The sequence below is a fragment of the Streptomyces sp. NPDC057623 genome, assembly GCF_042800355.1.
Taxonomy (GTDB): Bacteria; Actinomycetota; Actinomycetes; order Streptomycetales; family Streptomycetaceae; genus Streptomyces.
On sequence record NZ_JBHVGZ010000125.1, the window covers coordinates 1 to 14788 of the forward strand.

Below are 14788 nucleotides of genomic sequence, written 5' to 3' on the forward strand. Positions count from 1 at the left end.
ACGTTCTTCGAACCTCAAGCCGTCCCCCAAGCCGCCTGAAACATCACCAATCAACCGACCCGCCCCTTGACGAAAGAGATAGGGGCACCCCCCCGGATCGACAGACCCTCGATCCGCGAAATCCCGCCGAGTGGCCCCGAGAAGATCGGATGGGAACTCAGCCGCACCGTCGCCTCCTCTCGCCGGAGAGCAGCCCTTGGCTGATCAGGCGGTTCAGGACATCAAACGATCTCGTGCGGCTGCGTGGTTCGGCTTCTCCGTCTCAGCTCAGTTGCTCGGCCAGTCCGACGATGATGCCCTCCGGGCCGCGGACGTAGCAGAGCAGATAGCTGTCCTCGAACCGGGCGATCTCCCCGACGAGTTCGGCGCCGTGAGGGCGCAGGCGGGCAACCGTGTCCTCGATGTCGTCGACGGCGAACATGACGCGGTGCGTGCCCACGATGTTGTGCGGCCGGTCGCGCGAACCGGCGCTGATCGCTGCGGGGCTGCGGTATTTCGCCAGCTCTAGCCGGCTGTGACCGTCCGGGGTCCGGACCATCGCGACGTCGCATCGGACGCCGTCGAGGCCTGTGCACTGGTCGGCGAAGAGGCCCTCGACCTCCCCCCTTCCCTCCAGCTCCATACCGAGTTCCACGAAGAACGCGATGGCGGCATCCATGTCCTCCACGACGATGCCGACGTTGTCCATCCGCTGAATCGCCATTCCGGTCTCTCCTTCTTCCTCGTGCGGCCGGTGGTGGCCGCTGATGTCCCTGGGACGGAGCCGGTGGCACGTTCTCGACATCCGCGGAGTGGCGAACTCCGAAAAGATCTGAGGGCATGCGGGTCGGGAGGGACACCGGCAGCGAATGGCGTTGCACCAGCAGTTCCGGCAGTTCAAAGAGCTCAGGGCAGCCGACGCGAAGGAGAGCCCCCGGCTCAAAGCTGCTGTCGAGACACCTGTGCACGTGCTGCCGACGCAGACGACGCCATGAACCCCACCGTGGCGGGACCATGGCGGGACCGTCGCGAACCCGTCCGGCGGCTGTCACTTCCTGGCCGCGCCGGGTTCCCCGCTGATGGATTCCTGGTAGGCATCCGCGTAGGTGGGAGAGTCCTTGATCAGGTCGTCGCAGAACGCGGCGACGTCGGCGCCGATGAGTTCCAGGACTCCCTTTCCCTCGGCGACGCCCTCCTCGAAGAAGTCGACGATTCCGGGGAGGAGGGGCCCGTCGGACAGGCTGACCGGTCCGACCTTGAACAGGTACTTCTGCATCTCCTTGTACACAATCTGGTAGTCCGGCGGGAGTGCCTTGACCCGGGCAACATGCGCCCGCCATTGCTTCTTGCCTTCGATGATGTCCTGGATGCTCACGTCAGCCTCCGAGCCGGCTCAATTTCCTTGCGACGTTCCTGTTCAACTGATCGCGCCACCGGTCGCGATGAGTCCGGGCCCCAGCTCCGCCGGCCAGCGCCGTACAGAAGCCCTGGATGTCGTCGCCGAGCACCTCGTGGACGCTCTGCCCGTCCGCTGCCGACACTTCGAGCAGCCCAAGGGCAGAATCGAGGATCGGTGTCAGGTTGCGGCCGGTGAAGTCCCCGTAAGGGAAGAGGTGAGCGACGATCTGGTCCCACGCCTCCCGGTAGTCGTCCGGCAGAGCCTCAACCCGGGCTCCGAACGCCTTCCAATCTCTGGTGAGATCGCTGCCTGTGACCTTCTCCCAGAAGTTCATCCCCCACCCTCCTTAAGCCTGTCGATGCGTGATGAGAGGTACTGCCATTTCACCCAGAACCTTGCGAGTTCCTCGCGCCCTGCGTCGTTGAGCGCGTAGAACTTGCGCGGCGGACCGACCCCGGATGGACGTTTCGCCACCTGGACGAGCCCGTTCCTCTCCAGCCGTAGCAAGATCGTGTACACCGTCCCCTCGATGACGTCGGCGAAGCCGAGCTCGTTCAGCCGGCGAGTGATGGCGTACCCGTAGGTTTCCTCGCTGCCAATGATTTCGAGCACGCACCCTTCGAGCGTGCCCTTCAACATCTCCGTCAGGTCGTCCATCGGGGGTGCTCCTCAGCCCTACCAGTACTACGTGCTACCGAGTACCGCTATACGGTATCACCGAGTAGTGGAACGGCAACGTCTTTGGTGGACGCAATCCCGGGCCGACTCGTTCGGCGAGCAAGCGGGTTCCCTCGAACGCTGCAGCCCGGTCATAGGTTGAGCTGACGGATGGGCCGTTGCGCGTCAACATGCTGAACTTGACAGAGAATCCGCCGGGTGGGGCAGCCGGGAGACGCTGGAGGTCACGCCGGTGGGGCCCCGAGCTGGCGGTGGAAGCAGGCGTCGCTGGCGCCTGCGGCACCTCCGGCCTGGTGGCGCCATCCTGCACGCTGGTACCGCGCCTGCCTCGACCTCTCCCCTGCCGACGACCCCCGCATGACGGCGCTGCCGCGCTGACGCCCCATCTCGGTTGCGTGCGCGAGACCGTCAGCGTAAGGCGCTCAAGAAGACGTCGCGGTTGGCTGCTGTGTAGTCGTGCTCGCGCCTGGACCACGCGATCCGGGAAAAGACCTGTTCGTTGTCGGCCACGCGTGGCTGTGGAGTGTTGAGGTGCTGACGCCACCAGAGCGCATTGCGGATTTGGCGGTCGAGGATGGCGTCGACGAGGCTGCTGCGCGCCAGGGTGTCGAGTCCGTAGGCGTCGGCAAGGAGCCGTACCTGGGCTGCCTGTTCCTGGGCGGGTGAAGCTTGCGGCTTGGAGGAGATGCACCAGGTCCAGGCCATGTATCCGAGGTCCTCAAGAGGGTCGCCGGGGGCGGCGGTATCGAAGTCGATGAAGGCCATCGGCCGGTCCTGGTGGAAGACAACGTTGTTCGGACCGGGATCGTGGTGGCAGACGACCGGATGTGTCGCGGCAAGGCGGCTGCCGCGGGTGGCCTCATGCAACGAGCGCAGAAGGGCACCCGCGGCTGCCACCTGATCATCGCCCCAGCTCTGGAACCTGGCCGGCACTCGGCCAGGCAGGTAGGTGAACGTGTCACGGCCGGTGTCGTCGAGCCCGAGATATCGCGGCGCGCCGTTGAACCCGCGTTGCTGAAGATGGTTCAGCAGTTCAGCGACGAAGGCCGACCTTGCTGTGACGGGCCGCCGGACGGTCTCGCCGACACGAACGACGCCCTGGGTGATCCGCCCTCCGGACAGTGGCTCTTCGTCCATTCCCGGCTTCATCACTCCAGCTTCTCGTGTTCTTGGGCGATCCGTTTGGCATCCGGTATCCCCTTGCGGGGTCGCGTCCCTGGAGCTTTCGTTCGCCTGTCTTCGGCTGGTCGCGTTCGGTGGACTCCATGAAGTCCAGCATGAGGTGGTTCACCTTTTCGGCGTGGTCTATTTGCGGTCCGTGGCCTGTGCCGGCGACGACCTCGACCCGGGCACCCGATATCAGTCGGGGAATGCGCTCGGCCTGCCGCCGCGGATGCACCATCAAGCTGTGCTTGCCGAGTACCACGTACAGCGGCGTGCGGATGCCGGCTAGCTCGGCGTCGGGCAGGGGAAGCGGCGCCGGGCGCCGAATACGGAAGGCGCGTCGGCTGGCGTGAACCATGGCGCGCAGTTCTGGTACGACCAGTACGGGCTGGTCGAGCCAGGCCGCGAGCCGGGGTCGTAGCACCTTGGGGGCGAAGGTCGCGAAGAGGCCGGCGAAGATCCAGGCGAAGAAGCGCAGTCCCACTTTTTCCAGGCCACCGGGGTCACCGGCCATGCGGCATGGACGCCGCCGCCTACGCATGCCACCAGGCCGACCACCTGCGCGCCGGGCGCTGGCCGTACACGCGACGGGGCCCGGACCGTTCGGTCCGGGCCCCGTCGTGGGTGACCTCTACTGTTCTGGATCGAGCTCCCCGTATCCCGGGGAACGGATCAGCACATCGCGTGCACCCCTGGCGTGGGTGATGCCCTGCGCGCGGACGCGGATGCGCTGTCGCCGCCGCGGTCGCCGGTCCGGCCGGTATCGCCCCTGGACAGGAGGCCGACATCCATTTCTCCATTCGTGAGCAGAGGGCCAGGGTGGGGGCAAGGCTCGCGTCTACTGCCGTCCCACGGCTCGACGGTCAGAGCCCGACCCTCTGGCGGGCCGGGTGCCACATGCCACGCGAGCCGGCTTGCCGCAGCACCTGGGCCAGGGTCAGTGGTGGCGCCTGTCGACTGCCCGGAAGCTGCCGACAAGCGCGAACGGCAACCCGTTCCCATCGAAAACCGTCGTTCCAGGGATTGCGTTGCTGGAGTCTCCGCGCCCGATTGTCGCGATTGCAGCACCGTTGTCGCACGTAATCCCGGTGAAGAATTCGACCCTCTTGTCAGTTTCGTTGCGGACGTTGAAGCTGGTCGCCGGACTACTGATTACGGCGATGCACTCACCTCCCTCGACCGAATACGTTCGCTCGTTGACATAGACCCGTCCGCGATCGTCCGAACCGTCGCCGAACCTGTGGCCGTTCCCTCCCGTCTGGCCGTCTCCGCCCGTCTGGCCGTTCCCTCCCACGTCTCCTCCTTGAGGCAAGGAGGCAGCGGCCTCTTGCACCGACTCGGCGGACGCGGGACTTGAAGCCGACGCATAGTCCACGGTGGTTACAGCTACGACGGTAATGCCCACCGACAATGCGATCCCGACCACGGTACGCGTACGCATTCCGCTTCTCCCTCTCGCAGGCATTTCGCTTCTCCATCTCTCAGGGATGCCAGCCGACTCGGCCGCCTACGAATGAACCTACTCACGCCGAATTCTGTCGCCACTTCAGAAATGGATGAGGGACACCAGAAAGGGGCCGATCGGGCGTTCAAGAGAGCGGAACGGCACATGTGACGAACCGTCAAAAAGCAGAAGCACAAGCGACTTGACCACGAGGCTGGGCCATAAGGGGGACACCACTGACACCCCGTCACACTTCTGCGCGCGTGTCGGGCATTGACAATGCTCCGCACGACGACTAGGACGCCACTCTCGGGCATCGGGATCTGACCTGGTCAGCGCCTCACGGCAGGAATCGTAGCGGGCACACACGCTCGCCACGGGACAGACTTGCCGACGCACGCCCACAAGGACCGGAACGCGTCCGGTCCAGACACTCCCATGGCAGCCGCAGCAAAGGGGACCGTCAGCGACCAGGGCCAGGGCACCCCAGGTGTCCGGAGACAAGGCAAAGCCCGCGGTCATCACCAGTGCGGGGTGCCATCACCCCAGGCCTGATAACGCGCGCCACCGAAACGCCGAGCCAGCCCTGGTCCAGGAACAGCCCAGCACACGGGACGTGTCATGGCGCGAGAGACGCCGTGGAACCCAGCATGACTGAGGTCGTGGCTGCGGGCGCCCCGACCTCCCGCGGTGCAGGACCCGATCCAGACATCGCCGCTGTCACCCGTCGCACCGCAGGATCCGCAGGATCCACAGCCAGGGCTGGCCTTCGCGCCAGTCATCGACTCCCAGCCATGACCGTACTCACCCAGCCCCAAGCCGTGGCGGCGGCCCCACGCGTCCTTGCCCCCCACTACCGTCTTCGTGGTCCCACAACGGGGTTACCGACCTTCGGAGTTGGCATGACTACCGTCCCCTATCGAGTGCATGGCCTGGGGGGGTGATGTCACCAGCTCCGGAGGCACTGACAGGCCGCTGATCAGGGGCATGACCACTGGCGTTTTCCCAGGTCGGGAGGCTCTTCGTCCTGTGGATGTGGCGATCAGTGCCGTGGCAGGGCCGGGTGAGCATGACCGGAGGTCACAGCACGTGATCGACACCGGCGCCATCGACGTCTACCTCGGCCTGGACGTCGGCAAGGGCGAACACCACGCCACCGCGCTCGCTCCGGCCGGGAAGAACACCTTCGACCGCAGACTGCCCAACAGCGAGCCCGAACTCCGCGAGGTCTTCGCCAGACTGCAGGCCAAGCACGGCACCGTGCTCGTCATCGTCGACCAGGTCGCCTCCATCGGCGCCCTGCCCCTGACCGTCGCCCGCGAGCTCGGCTGCCACGTCGCCTACCTGCCCGGCCTGACCATGCACAGGATCGCCGACCTCGACCCCGGCGAGGCACGGACAGACGCGAAGGACGCCTTCATCATCGCCGTCGCCGCCCGGGCGATGCCCACACCCTGCGATCGGTCGACCTCGACGACGAGACGCTCGCCGAGCTGCAGATCCTTGCCGGGTTCGACGACGCCCTCGCCGCTGAAGCGACCCGCCTGTCCAACCGGCTGCGGGGCCTGTTCATGCAGATCCACTGCTGGCCCACCGGATCGAGGAACTGAGTGGAGGCCCACCCTCTGAGCGGCGTTCCCGCGGCCGGGCGCTATGTCATCGGGCCGGACTCCACTGTTGTTCAGGCCGATTCGAGGATCGGGCGGATCTCGATGGTCTCCGGGGTGGGGAGGCTCTTGGCCAGTTCGAGGGCTTCCTCGCGGTCGGCCACCTCGACGATGAACCAGCCGCCGAGGGTCTCCTCGCCGGCCTGCGCGGGCCCGTCGGTCACCTCTGATGTCCCGTCGGCCTTTGTGCGCACCGTCGCCGGAGTGATGTGCTCGGTCTCCAGGGCTTCGCCGCCGACCAGCTTCCCGGCGGCGGCGAGGCTGCCGATCCAGCCTTCGTATTCCTTGCGATATGCGGCCCGGTCGGCCTGGATCCGGCGGCGTGACTCGTCCGTCTCGAAGATCACGAGTGCGTATTTCATGAGGTTCCTCTCCGGCCGCCGTACGGGCAACCGCTGCTGATGGGATGTAAGGGGCCAGCCTGGTCAGGGGGCGCTGTTCGTGGAGATGCGGGCGAGGGCACCGATCTCCAGTGCGGTCCACAGGGCGCCGTCGGGACCGACAGTGATTCCGTGCGGTTCGGAATGGGGAGTGGGCAGGTCGTGGATGGTGACTGAGCCGTCGGGGGCGATCGTGCCGACGCGGTTGCCTCCCCATTCGGTGAACCATGCGGCGCCCTGTTCATCGACGGTGACGGCGTGCGGTCGGGCGGTGCGGTCCGGCAGCGGGAACTCGGTGATCTGCCCGTCGGGAGTGATCCGTCCGATCTGACCGGCGGCGATCTCGACGAACCACAGGGTCCCGTCGTTGCCTGAGGCGATCCCCACCGGTGCTGCCGCCTCCGTCGGCAGAGGATGGATGGCGACCGCACCGGTCATGTCGATGCGGCCGATGGCGCCGGCCTGGTTGAGGGTGAACCACATCCCGTCGTCACCGGCGGTGATCGCGGAAGGGAAGGCGCCTGTGACCGGGAGCGAGAACTCGGTGATGTGGCCGTCGGCGGTGATGCGGCCGATGCGGTCGGCGGCTGTCTCGGTGAACCACAGCGCGCCGTCGGGTCCCGTCGCGATGCCGAAGGGGCCGCAGCCGGATGTGGGCACGTCGAATTCGTCGATGACGCCGTCGGTGGTGATCCGCCCGATCCGGTCGGCCCGGTACTCGGTGAACCACAGCGCGCCGTCGGGTCCGGGTGTGATGATGGTCGGCCCGCAGGTGGGGTCGAGCCGGTGGCTCGTCGGCTCCTCACCGGGGACGAGGCGGCCGATCCGGCCGCTGTGGACGAGGGTGAACCACAGTGCGCCGTCCGCTCCCGTGGTGAGGGCGTAGGGTCCGGCCTCGCTGTCGGCCACCGTGTGCTCTTCGATGGATATCTGGGTCAAAGGGGCTTCCCCAAACCGTGCTCGGTGGCGATGCGTTCGATGTCGGCCGGGGCTCCGGCCATGATGGTGCGGGCGTGTTCGGTGACGAGGTCGGCGGGCCAGTCCCACCACGCGGCGCGCAGCAGCCGCTCGGTGTCGGCGTCGGAGAAGCGCTGTCGGATGGGTCTGGCCGGGTTGCCGCCGACGATCGTGTAGGGCGGAACGTCGGCGGTGACCACGGCACCGGCCGCGATGATGGAGCCGTCGCCGATCCGCACGCCGGGCATGACGGTCGTCCGGTAACCGAACCAGACGTCGTTGCCGACGACCGTGTCGCCGCGGCTGGGCATGGCGGTGACGATGTCCAGGGTCTGTTCGGCCCACCGGCCGCCGAACATGGTGAACGGGTACGTGGACACCCCCATCGTCGGATGCTCGGCACCGGCCATCAGAAATGTGGTTCCCGAGGCGATCGCACAGTACTTGCCGATGATGAGACGCTCTGGCCCGTAGGCGTAGAGGACGTTGCGGTGCTCGAAGTCCGTGGCGCCGTTCGGATCGTCGTAGTAGGTGTACTCACCCACGCCGATGTTCGGTGAGGTGACCAGCGGTTTGAGGAACACCACGCGGTCGTGGGCGGGCAGCGGGTGAACGGTGGTCGGATCAGGTGACAAGGTCGAGGTCCTTTGCCGGGTTGCGGGATGTCGCACACGGTCCGGGCCGGGCGTTGCCGGGGCATGGCCCGGATTCGGCCTGACGCGGTGGGCGGTCAGGCGTTCTCGGGGCCGGGCGGGGTGACCCATTCGACGAACTGGACGATCACCCCGTTGGGGTCGGTGACCTGGAAGAGGCGTTCGCCCCAGGGCTCCTCGCGCAGCGGCATGGTGATCTCGACGCCCTCGGTGCGCAGCCGCTTCTCCTCGTGCGCGATGCCGGTGGTGGTGAAGGCGAGGATCAGGCCGCTGGCGTGCTGGTCGCGCTGGTCGGCCGGCAGCACCTCTGTGCCGCGGGCGAGCAGGACGATGTCCATCGCGGCGTCGTCGCGCGACAGGGAGGCGAACCCCTCGGCGGCGGCCTGCTCGACGTAGCCGAGATGGGTGGTGAAGAACCGCTGGGACGCGGCGACACCGTCGACGGTGAGCGAGACGGTGGACGCTGTGATCTGCAAGGTGCTTCTCCTCAGTGGTTTCCGGGAGGTGGAGCGGGGGGTGCCGGGTGGGCTCAGGTCAGTAGCCGGAGCGGCGCGGCAGATTGCGGGCCTTCGGGGGAACTCGCCGGTCGGGTGCGGGGAGCGCGCGGGAGGGACGCTGATTGCCGCGGGGCCGAGCCTGGGCGCGGTTGTCGCGCTCGGTCAGAACCGGGCCGAACACGACGGGCGCGACGGACGCGACCCGAAGGGCGACGGGGCGGGATTCAAGCATGGGCACATCCGTTTCTTCGCTCCGCAGGAAACTTACGACGGACGTAAACTTAGACCGACACCCTTGAGGGTGTCAACATAAAAATGCCATGAGGGTAAGATTGCCCCATGACTACCGACGCCAGCTCGTCCGCACCCCCCACCGGCCTGCGGGAATCCAAGAAGCAGGAGACCCGTCAGCTCATCTCCGACGTCGCCACCGGCTTGTTCCTCGCCCAGGGTTTCGAGCGGACCACCATCGCCGAGATCGCCGCCGCCGCGCGGGTGGCGAAGAAGACGGTCACCAACTACTTCCCGCGCAAGGAGGACCTGGCCCTGGACCACCAGGACGCCTTCATCGCCACCCTGGCCGGTACGGTGACCAGCCGTCGCACCGGCGAGTCGGCCCTGTCGGCCCTGCATCACGCCTTCGCCGAAGCGGCTGCGAACGCCGACCCGGTCGCCGGGTTCTCCGGCCCCGACTTCGCCCGCATGATCGCCGACAGCCCCACACTCTCCGCCCGACTGCGCGACCTGCACGATCTGCGAGAGGCTGCCTTGGCAGACGCCTTGGCCGATACCACCGGCGCACTCCGCGGCGACATCACCCCCCGCACCGCCGCCGCCCTGCTCGGCGCCGTACACCGCACCCTGTTCCAGCGCATCCAGGAACTCACCCTCATCGGCCAGGACAACGCCCGGATCTCCACCACTGTCACCGCAGAGGCGGACAGTGCCTTCGGCCTGTTGGCGCCGTCGCTCGCCGACTACGCCGCAGCGTGAGCCAGGCGTCCCTCGTCGACGTTCCGACGGTGCCCGGTCTGTGGCAGCCACCGAAACGGCTGTCCCCTCTCGTTGGATCTAGCTCTCTGCCGGTGCTTCGAGCAGGCATGTCGCATCGTGTGGTGAGACGGTCCGAGGCCGGCGTCTCAGATCTTCGTGTTCGCCAACTGCGAGTGGGCGACTGCGTCTCAGTTGATCGTGTCCACGGGTGTGAAATCTCCCCGTGAGATCCGACCGGAGGGTTCTGACGCTCGGTTCCGAGGGTCGACTGCCAGGTGCGGTCGTGGTCAATGACGAGGTAGGCCGCCGTGCCATCAACAGCGTCGCGCGGTCTTCACTGCCCGCCCGACCCGTGTGAAGTAGTAGCTGACAGTGCGGGTCGAGCCGGCCGCAGCCTGGTGCGCCAGCTTCCGCAGCTCGTCCACGACTCTGGGGTCCACCTGCCCCTGTGCCGGGCGGCGCGGCGCGTGACGCCCGTCGACCATGCCCTGCACTCCGCGTTTGTGGTAGCGCTGACTGCGGCGCCGCATCGGTGTGACGGCTCACCGGGTGCCCCAACTCCGCCGACAGCTCAGCGGCCTTGGCCGCCTCCCGGTCGGCCAGCGACCACGAGGCCGGTCGTACTCGGGGCGTGGGGCCGTGCCCGCCGGGGCGTCCGGGGCCAGTCAGGTCAGCACCTCATCACGTGCCGGTGCCACCGCAAGGCCTTCTCCGCCAGATCGGGCCCCGATCCGTCCAGCAGTCCCGGCGGCCGGAACCGGCGCGGTCCGGAGCCGACCGCCTCGAAGCCGGGCGCAGTCATCAGCCTCGGCAGATGCATCGCGCTGGACTGTTCCAGCCCGTCCGCGAGACGCACCAGCTTCCCGCTGATGCCCAGGACCGTGTGCACCGCACTGTCGAACCGCACCCGGCCCACGGGCCCGGCCCACGGGCGGCCGCCGGACCGCACGCACCGAACCCGCCCCGCCGGTTCGACCATGCCGTCAGGCCCCAACATTCCCTTGTCCAGGTCGCCATGGAGAAGCTGCCGCCAGAGCAGGTGGTAGAGGACAGGCAGCACCTCCAGCCGGTCGCCGCCCGCCCCCGCGAACAGCGCTTCCGGCCAGGCGAACGCAGTCAGCGGGGCCCGCCTCAGCTCCGGCCGGCCGTATCGGGGATGGCGGCAGCCCGCCGGCCACTTCACGTTCGCCAGCAGCATCGCGTCCACCGCCCCGACCCGCACAAACCGCCATCCGGCCAGCTCACAGGCCCGCGCCGTCGCCGTGAACGCCTCCGCGTCATCCGGCTCGATACGGTCGTCCGGACAGACATCGACCACCAGGCCCTCCCCGTCCGCGCGCCGGACGAAGAAGTCCGGCACGTGCCCGCGTCGCCCCCGGCGGGTGGGCCAGAGCAGCCGGAACGGCTGGGCGGCCGGCCCATCACCTGCGGATCGAAATCCAGCAGCATCGCGTGGTGCCGTTCCAGGTGCGACTCCACCGGCAGCGGGCCCCTGCGACGTCGCGGCCGAGTACTGCCGTGTCACCGACTCCTGCCCCGGATGGGTCCGCACCGTACGAACCGGCGGCAGCTGCCCGAATGGCTCCACCCAGCACTCGGCCAGCCCCACCCGTCGGCGTAGATCATCGGCATCGACGTACTCGACCTCGAACCCCTCGGGCCCCTCCCGCAAGACCACCACGACACCCCCCTCGACGCTGTACGGACGCTGATCTCGAGGAAGCCACAGCAACCGCCGAGACAACCAGGAGAACGGCCCCGAACCGCCCTCGCGAGCAAAAGTCAGGTGCGACGAAACGACCCCGCGTACACGACCCACAGACACAAACCAGTCCGACGGACATGATCCTGAGACTCGGCGCGTCCGCATACGCCTCCAACTCACCCTGGACCCAAGCCACTTCGCTCCATCCGACCGCCTCGCCGGGCAGAGAAGGACATGCGGCCTCGATGCCCGAAGCGGCCCCGCATCCATCGCACGGACGGGCTCAAGCCTCGTCCGGCTGCATGCGCCGCGCGTGCCAGGCCGTTTGCGGCAGGCGGGAGAGCAGCACACTGCCGAAGACCAGGCCGGCCGTCGACCCCGACCGTCCGCGCAACCCCGCACTGCGACCACGAGGCCGTCAAGCCGGCAGCCACCGCCTCCGTCCGAGCTCTCGCCCGACGCATCCGCCGCCAGGCCTCGAACGGCAGGCCCGCTCAGAGAACACCGCCGTTGACTTCACCGACGGCATCAACGGCCCACCGCACCCACAGGACGACCGTGGCCCGACACCCTGCTCCACGACCACAACCAGTCGCAGCCGGGGGCCCCGTCCCCGCGCATAGAGGCACCGTGAGACCGGCAGCCGGCTTACGACAGGCGCACGGACGGCCAACGCGAGCGGCCTACATCCGCTGCACGTACGCAGCCCGCCATTCCGGCGAGGGATCCGTCCCCACCTCGGTCCAGTACTCCCGCCCACCCACGATCCTGCCGTCCCGAACGGTCCAGAACGACGCCACGCGGTGGACCCCCATGGCGTCGTGCGGGACCTCCACCTCGGAGACCACGGCCTCGCCATCCGCCACGATCCGCAGCACCCGGATCGACCACCCCTCCGGATACTCCGCGTTGATACGCACGAAGTTGCCGCGACCCACGATCCGCTCTCCGCTGACGGGCCACTCCACCACCAGGTCATCGGCCAGCAACTCACCCAGCCCCTCCCAGTCCCGGGCCTGCATGCGGTCCCACAACGCTTCAACGACCTCCGAAGACTCCATGTCCGCATCCTGGCAGCCCCCACTGACAACGCCCGTCCGTGATGCCGGATAGCGCAGGGGCGACAGCACACGGAAGCCGCACCCCCAACCTGCCGGAATCGCCGGTCAAGGTGACTGACGGGCATTGCCGCAGGCGACGCCGAAGGCATCCTTGACGGGGTGTTCCGGCTCTCATCATGACCAAGCTGGGGGTCCCACACAGCACCCGAGTGACGGCTCGGCAAGCACGACCAGGGCATCGACCTCGACCGGGAACTCGGCGTTCCAGTCCTCCGGCTCCCGTGCCTGAAGCAGGTCGAAGAGGCGTCGGTCGCCGTCGACCTTCAGGGAGTCCACCGGAATACGGCCGTGCAGGACGAGGACCAGCTCACTGGCCATGCCCTGGCAAGAGGCGTCGGCCGCGTCCAGGACCTCTTCGGCGGCGGTGACGGGCATTGTGCATGGTGATGCCCCCCATAGGGCAGGACTTCGTGGGCTGGAAGGCGCCCGCCGGCGCGACAGCACGCTGGGCCTGGCTGCTTTCTCGCTCTTCCCGCACCTGGATCACCCGGCTTGCCCGGACAACACCATGGCCGCGGCAGAGCGATGGGCCGCCGGGATCGCGGGTCCGGCTTGCGCGATTGACGAGCAGACTGCCATCAAGGTGGCCGACGGCGCCGTCGAAGTAATCTCCGAGGGCCGCTGGAAGTCGTTCAACCCGGCCTCATGACGTGTTCTTCAGGAGCGACTTCGTGGCGCAGCGGTGGGGGCGGCGATTCACGGAGTGGGGAGAACTCGCTTGCGGTGGAGTTCGAATCCCGCGCGGGCGGAACATCTGCCGCTTGAGCACATTGCTCCGATTGACATGGCACTCCGCACGACGCGCTGCGGAACTCGGCGTCCCGGCCGAGAAGGGCCGCACCTCAGCCATTCGCCAGTTCGCCCTCCAGGTCCCGACGCCCGTCATCGCCCCGGCACTGGGCTACCACGCCAAGAGCACCACCCGCACCGCCACCAAGGCTGGAGCCCCCTCGAAGAATTACGCACCCGCGACCACACACGCTGAACAACCACCCTCGAACTACGCGCCGGGCGAAAGATCACGCCGATCGACTGTCGTCGCCCCACAGTGGTGACCATGCTGAACCGAGTAGCCGTCCTGTCCGACATCCACGGAGTCCTGCCGGCCCTGGAGGCAGTACTCGCCGAACCAGATGTCAGCACCGCCGACCAGATCGTGCTCACCGGCGATATCACCGCCGGTCCGCAACCGACTCAGGTTCTCGACCTGCTGACCAGCCTCGGCGACCGCGTCGTCTGGATCAGTGGCAACGCCGACCGCGAACTCCTCGAATACCGGCGGGGGCAACGCGACACGATCCCCGACCCGATCGCCCCCTGGGCAGCTGAACAGCTCCGCGAAGACCACCTCCAACTTCTCAGCTCGCTACCACGATCACTCTCCCTGTCCGTCAACGGCCTGGGAGAGGTGCTGTTCTGCCATGCCACCCCTCGCGATGACCAGGAGGTCGTCCTAGTCGACTCCCGCCTCGACCGATGGCAGGAAGTCTTCAACGGGCTCGACACCGATATCCGCACCGTGGTCTGCGGCCATACCCACATGCCGTTCGTCCGCCTCGCCCACGGCCGACTCGTGATCAACCCCGGCAGCGTCGGCATGCCCTACGGACGAACGGGAGCGCACTGGGCGCTCCTGGGCCCGGGCGTCGAACTCCGCACCACGCACTTCGACCTCCAGGCCGCAGCCACCCAGCTCAGCCAAGACTCGGCCTACCCCGACATCACCGAGTGGGCCGACTACTTCCTGCACGCTCGCGCGACCGACGCAGACGCCCTCGCAACCTTCGCCCCACGGGACGGACGCGACCACAGCCCGTGACACGCGCTCCACCTACACAGCAGCAGGAGGAAGCCGAACACCGACTACACGATCCACGACGCCTACCAACCTCAGCCCCCTGCAGCCCCTCGGGTTCAGGGAAACCGAAGCTTCCTCGGCGCCAAGCCACGGGTCTCCCCTGTGTGCTTCAAGCCGGTGCATCCGTGAGTTCGGGTCCCTGGAGTGCGCGCGGGCTGTCGCCGCTCAGATCGAGTGATCGACGCTTTGTTGTCGCCCCCCCCGTTACCTTCTAGACGGCCCCGATCTTGGGGCTCCCGGCCTTCTGGCCCGGCATGACTTTTGCCCCCTGTCGACCATGACCCGGGGGGTGG

17 protein-coding genes and 2 pseudogenes are annotated in these 14788 nt (G+C 67.7%); 4 read left to right on the forward strand and 15 right to left on the reverse strand.

Translation table 11 applies throughout. The annotated features are described in order from the left end of the window. Positions 1 to 262 precede the first annotated feature (262 nt). The 7 genes and pseudogenes from ACFU95_RS49240 to ACFU95_RS49270 form a co-directional block, all read right to left on the reverse strand. Positions 263 to 703, reverse strand: a complete 441-nt coding sequence (locus tag ACFU95_RS49240; protein ID WP_383843886.1) for a VOC family protein — start codon at positions 701 to 703, stop codon at positions 263 to 265. Between the two features lie 324 nt (positions 704 to 1027). After that, positions 1028 to 1354 (reverse strand): DUF1048 domain-containing protein, encoded by a 327-nt coding sequence (locus tag ACFU95_RS49245; RefSeq protein ID WP_383843889.1) that lies wholly within the window; start codon positions 1352 to 1354, stop codon positions 1028 to 1030. Between the two features lies 1 nt (position 1355). Then, positions 1356 to 1712 carry a DUF1048 domain-containing protein gene (locus ACFU95_RS49250; protein WP_383843892.1) on the reverse strand — a complete coding sequence of 119 codons (357 nt, stop codon included), beginning with the start codon at positions 1710 to 1712 and terminating at the stop codon, positions 1356 to 1358. Continuing rightward, positions 1709 to 2035 carry a PadR family transcriptional regulator gene (locus tag ACFU95_RS49255; RefSeq protein ID WP_383843895.1) on the reverse strand — a complete coding sequence of 109 codons (327 nt, stop codon included), beginning with the start codon at positions 2033 to 2035 and terminating at the stop codon, positions 1709 to 1711. Before ACFU95_RS49255 ends, ACFU95_RS49250 begins: the two co-directional genes overlap by 4 nt. Before the next feature lie 429 nt (positions 2036 to 2464). Next, positions 2465 to 3193, reverse strand: coding sequence for a phosphotransferase (locus ACFU95_RS49260; RefSeq protein WP_383843897.1), 729 nt, complete (start codon positions 3191 to 3193; stop codon positions 2465 to 2467). A gap of 115 nt (positions 3194 to 3308) precedes the next feature. Beyond that, positions 3309 to 3749 (reverse strand): annotated as a pseudogene (locus ACFU95_RS49265) (alpha/beta fold hydrolase); the annotation flags it as partial. A 408-nt stretch (positions 3750 to 4157) separates the two neighbouring features. Further along, a complete protein-coding gene (locus ACFU95_RS49270; RefSeq protein ID WP_383843900.1) occupies positions 4158 to 4661 on the reverse strand; it encodes a hypothetical protein in 504 nt (167 codons plus the stop codon). Between the two features lie 1092 nt (positions 4662 to 5753). Between ACFU95_RS49270 and ACFU95_RS49275 the strand changes: the two are divergent. Further along, positions 5754 to 6247, forward strand: a pseudogene (locus ACFU95_RS49275) (IS110 family transposase); the annotation flags it as partial. A gap of 98 nt (positions 6248 to 6345) precedes the next feature. Here ACFU95_RS49275 and ACFU95_RS49280 read toward each other — a convergent pair. The 5 genes from ACFU95_RS49280 to ACFU95_RS49300 all read right to left on the reverse strand — a co-directional run bounded on the left by ACFU95_RS49280 (position 6346) and on the right by ACFU95_RS49300 (position 9050). Then, positions 6346 to 6693 (reverse strand): YciI family protein, encoded by a 348-nt coding sequence (locus ACFU95_RS49280; RefSeq protein ID WP_383843902.1) that lies wholly within the window; start codon positions 6691 to 6693, stop codon positions 6346 to 6348. Between the two features lie 63 nt (positions 6694 to 6756). Then, on the reverse strand, positions 6757 to 7650 hold the full coding sequence (locus ACFU95_RS49285; RefSeq protein ID WP_383843905.1) for a virginiamycin B lyase: 894 nt from the start codon (positions 7648 to 7650) through the stop codon (positions 6757 to 6759). Beyond that, positions 7647 to 8303 (reverse strand): CatB-related O-acetyltransferase, encoded by a 657-nt coding sequence (locus ACFU95_RS49290; protein WP_383843908.1) that lies wholly within the window; start codon positions 8301 to 8303, stop codon positions 7647 to 7649. The genes ACFU95_RS49285 and ACFU95_RS49290 overlap by 4 nt, the downstream gene beginning before the upstream one ends. Before the next feature lie 95 nt (positions 8304 to 8398). Beyond that, the gene (locus ACFU95_RS49295; protein ID WP_383843911.1) at positions 8399 to 8797 is read right to left on the reverse strand and encodes a VOC family protein; all 399 of its coding nucleotides are present in this window, start codon (positions 8795 to 8797) and stop codon (positions 8399 to 8401) included. A gap of 58 nt (positions 8798 to 8855) precedes the next feature. Beyond that, positions 8856 to 9050 (reverse strand): hypothetical protein, encoded by a 195-nt coding sequence (locus ACFU95_RS49300; protein ID WP_383843914.1) that lies wholly within the window; start codon positions 9048 to 9050, stop codon positions 8856 to 8858. Positions 9051 to 9157: 107 nt separating this feature from the next. Between ACFU95_RS49300 and ACFU95_RS49305 the strand changes: the two genes are divergently transcribed. Beyond that, positions 9158 to 9811: a TetR/AcrR family transcriptional regulator gene (locus ACFU95_RS49305; RefSeq protein WP_383843917.1), complete on the forward strand. Its 654-nt coding sequence runs from the start codon at positions 9158 to 9160 to the stop codon at positions 9809 to 9811. Between the two features lie 670 nt (positions 9812 to 10481). Here the strand turns inward: ACFU95_RS49305 and ACFU95_RS49310 are convergent. The 3 genes from ACFU95_RS49310 to ACFU95_RS49320 form a co-directional block, all read right to left on the reverse strand. Beyond that, positions 10482 to 11786 (reverse strand): TnsA-like heteromeric transposase endonuclease subunit, encoded by a 1305-nt coding sequence (locus ACFU95_RS49310; protein WP_383843920.1) that lies wholly within the window; start codon positions 11784 to 11786, stop codon positions 10482 to 10484. A 413-nt stretch (positions 11787 to 12199) separates the two neighbouring features. Beyond that, positions 12200 to 12577 carry a nuclear transport factor 2 family protein gene (locus ACFU95_RS49315; RefSeq protein ID WP_383843923.1) on the reverse strand — a complete coding sequence of 126 codons (378 nt, stop codon included), beginning with the start codon at positions 12575 to 12577 and terminating at the stop codon, positions 12200 to 12202. Positions 12578 to 12751: 174 nt separating this feature from the next. Further along, entirely contained in the window at positions 12752 to 13012 is a 261-nt protein-coding gene (locus tag ACFU95_RS49320; protein ID WP_383843926.1) for a hypothetical protein, read from the reverse strand. Here ACFU95_RS49320 and ACFU95_RS49325 point away from each other — a divergent pair. Next, positions 13002 to 13286, forward strand: coding sequence for a hypothetical protein (locus ACFU95_RS49325; RefSeq protein ID WP_383843928.1), 285 nt, complete (start codon positions 13002 to 13004; stop codon positions 13284 to 13286). The genes ACFU95_RS49320 and ACFU95_RS49325 overlap by 11 nt on opposite strands. Positions 13287 to 13694: 408 nt before the next feature. Further along, positions 13695 to 14456 carry a metallophosphoesterase family protein gene (locus tag ACFU95_RS49330; protein ID WP_383843931.1) on the forward strand — a complete coding sequence of 254 codons (762 nt, stop codon included), beginning with the start codon at positions 13695 to 13697 and terminating at the stop codon, positions 14454 to 14456. The last annotated feature ends 332 nt before the right edge of the window (positions 14457 to 14788 follow it).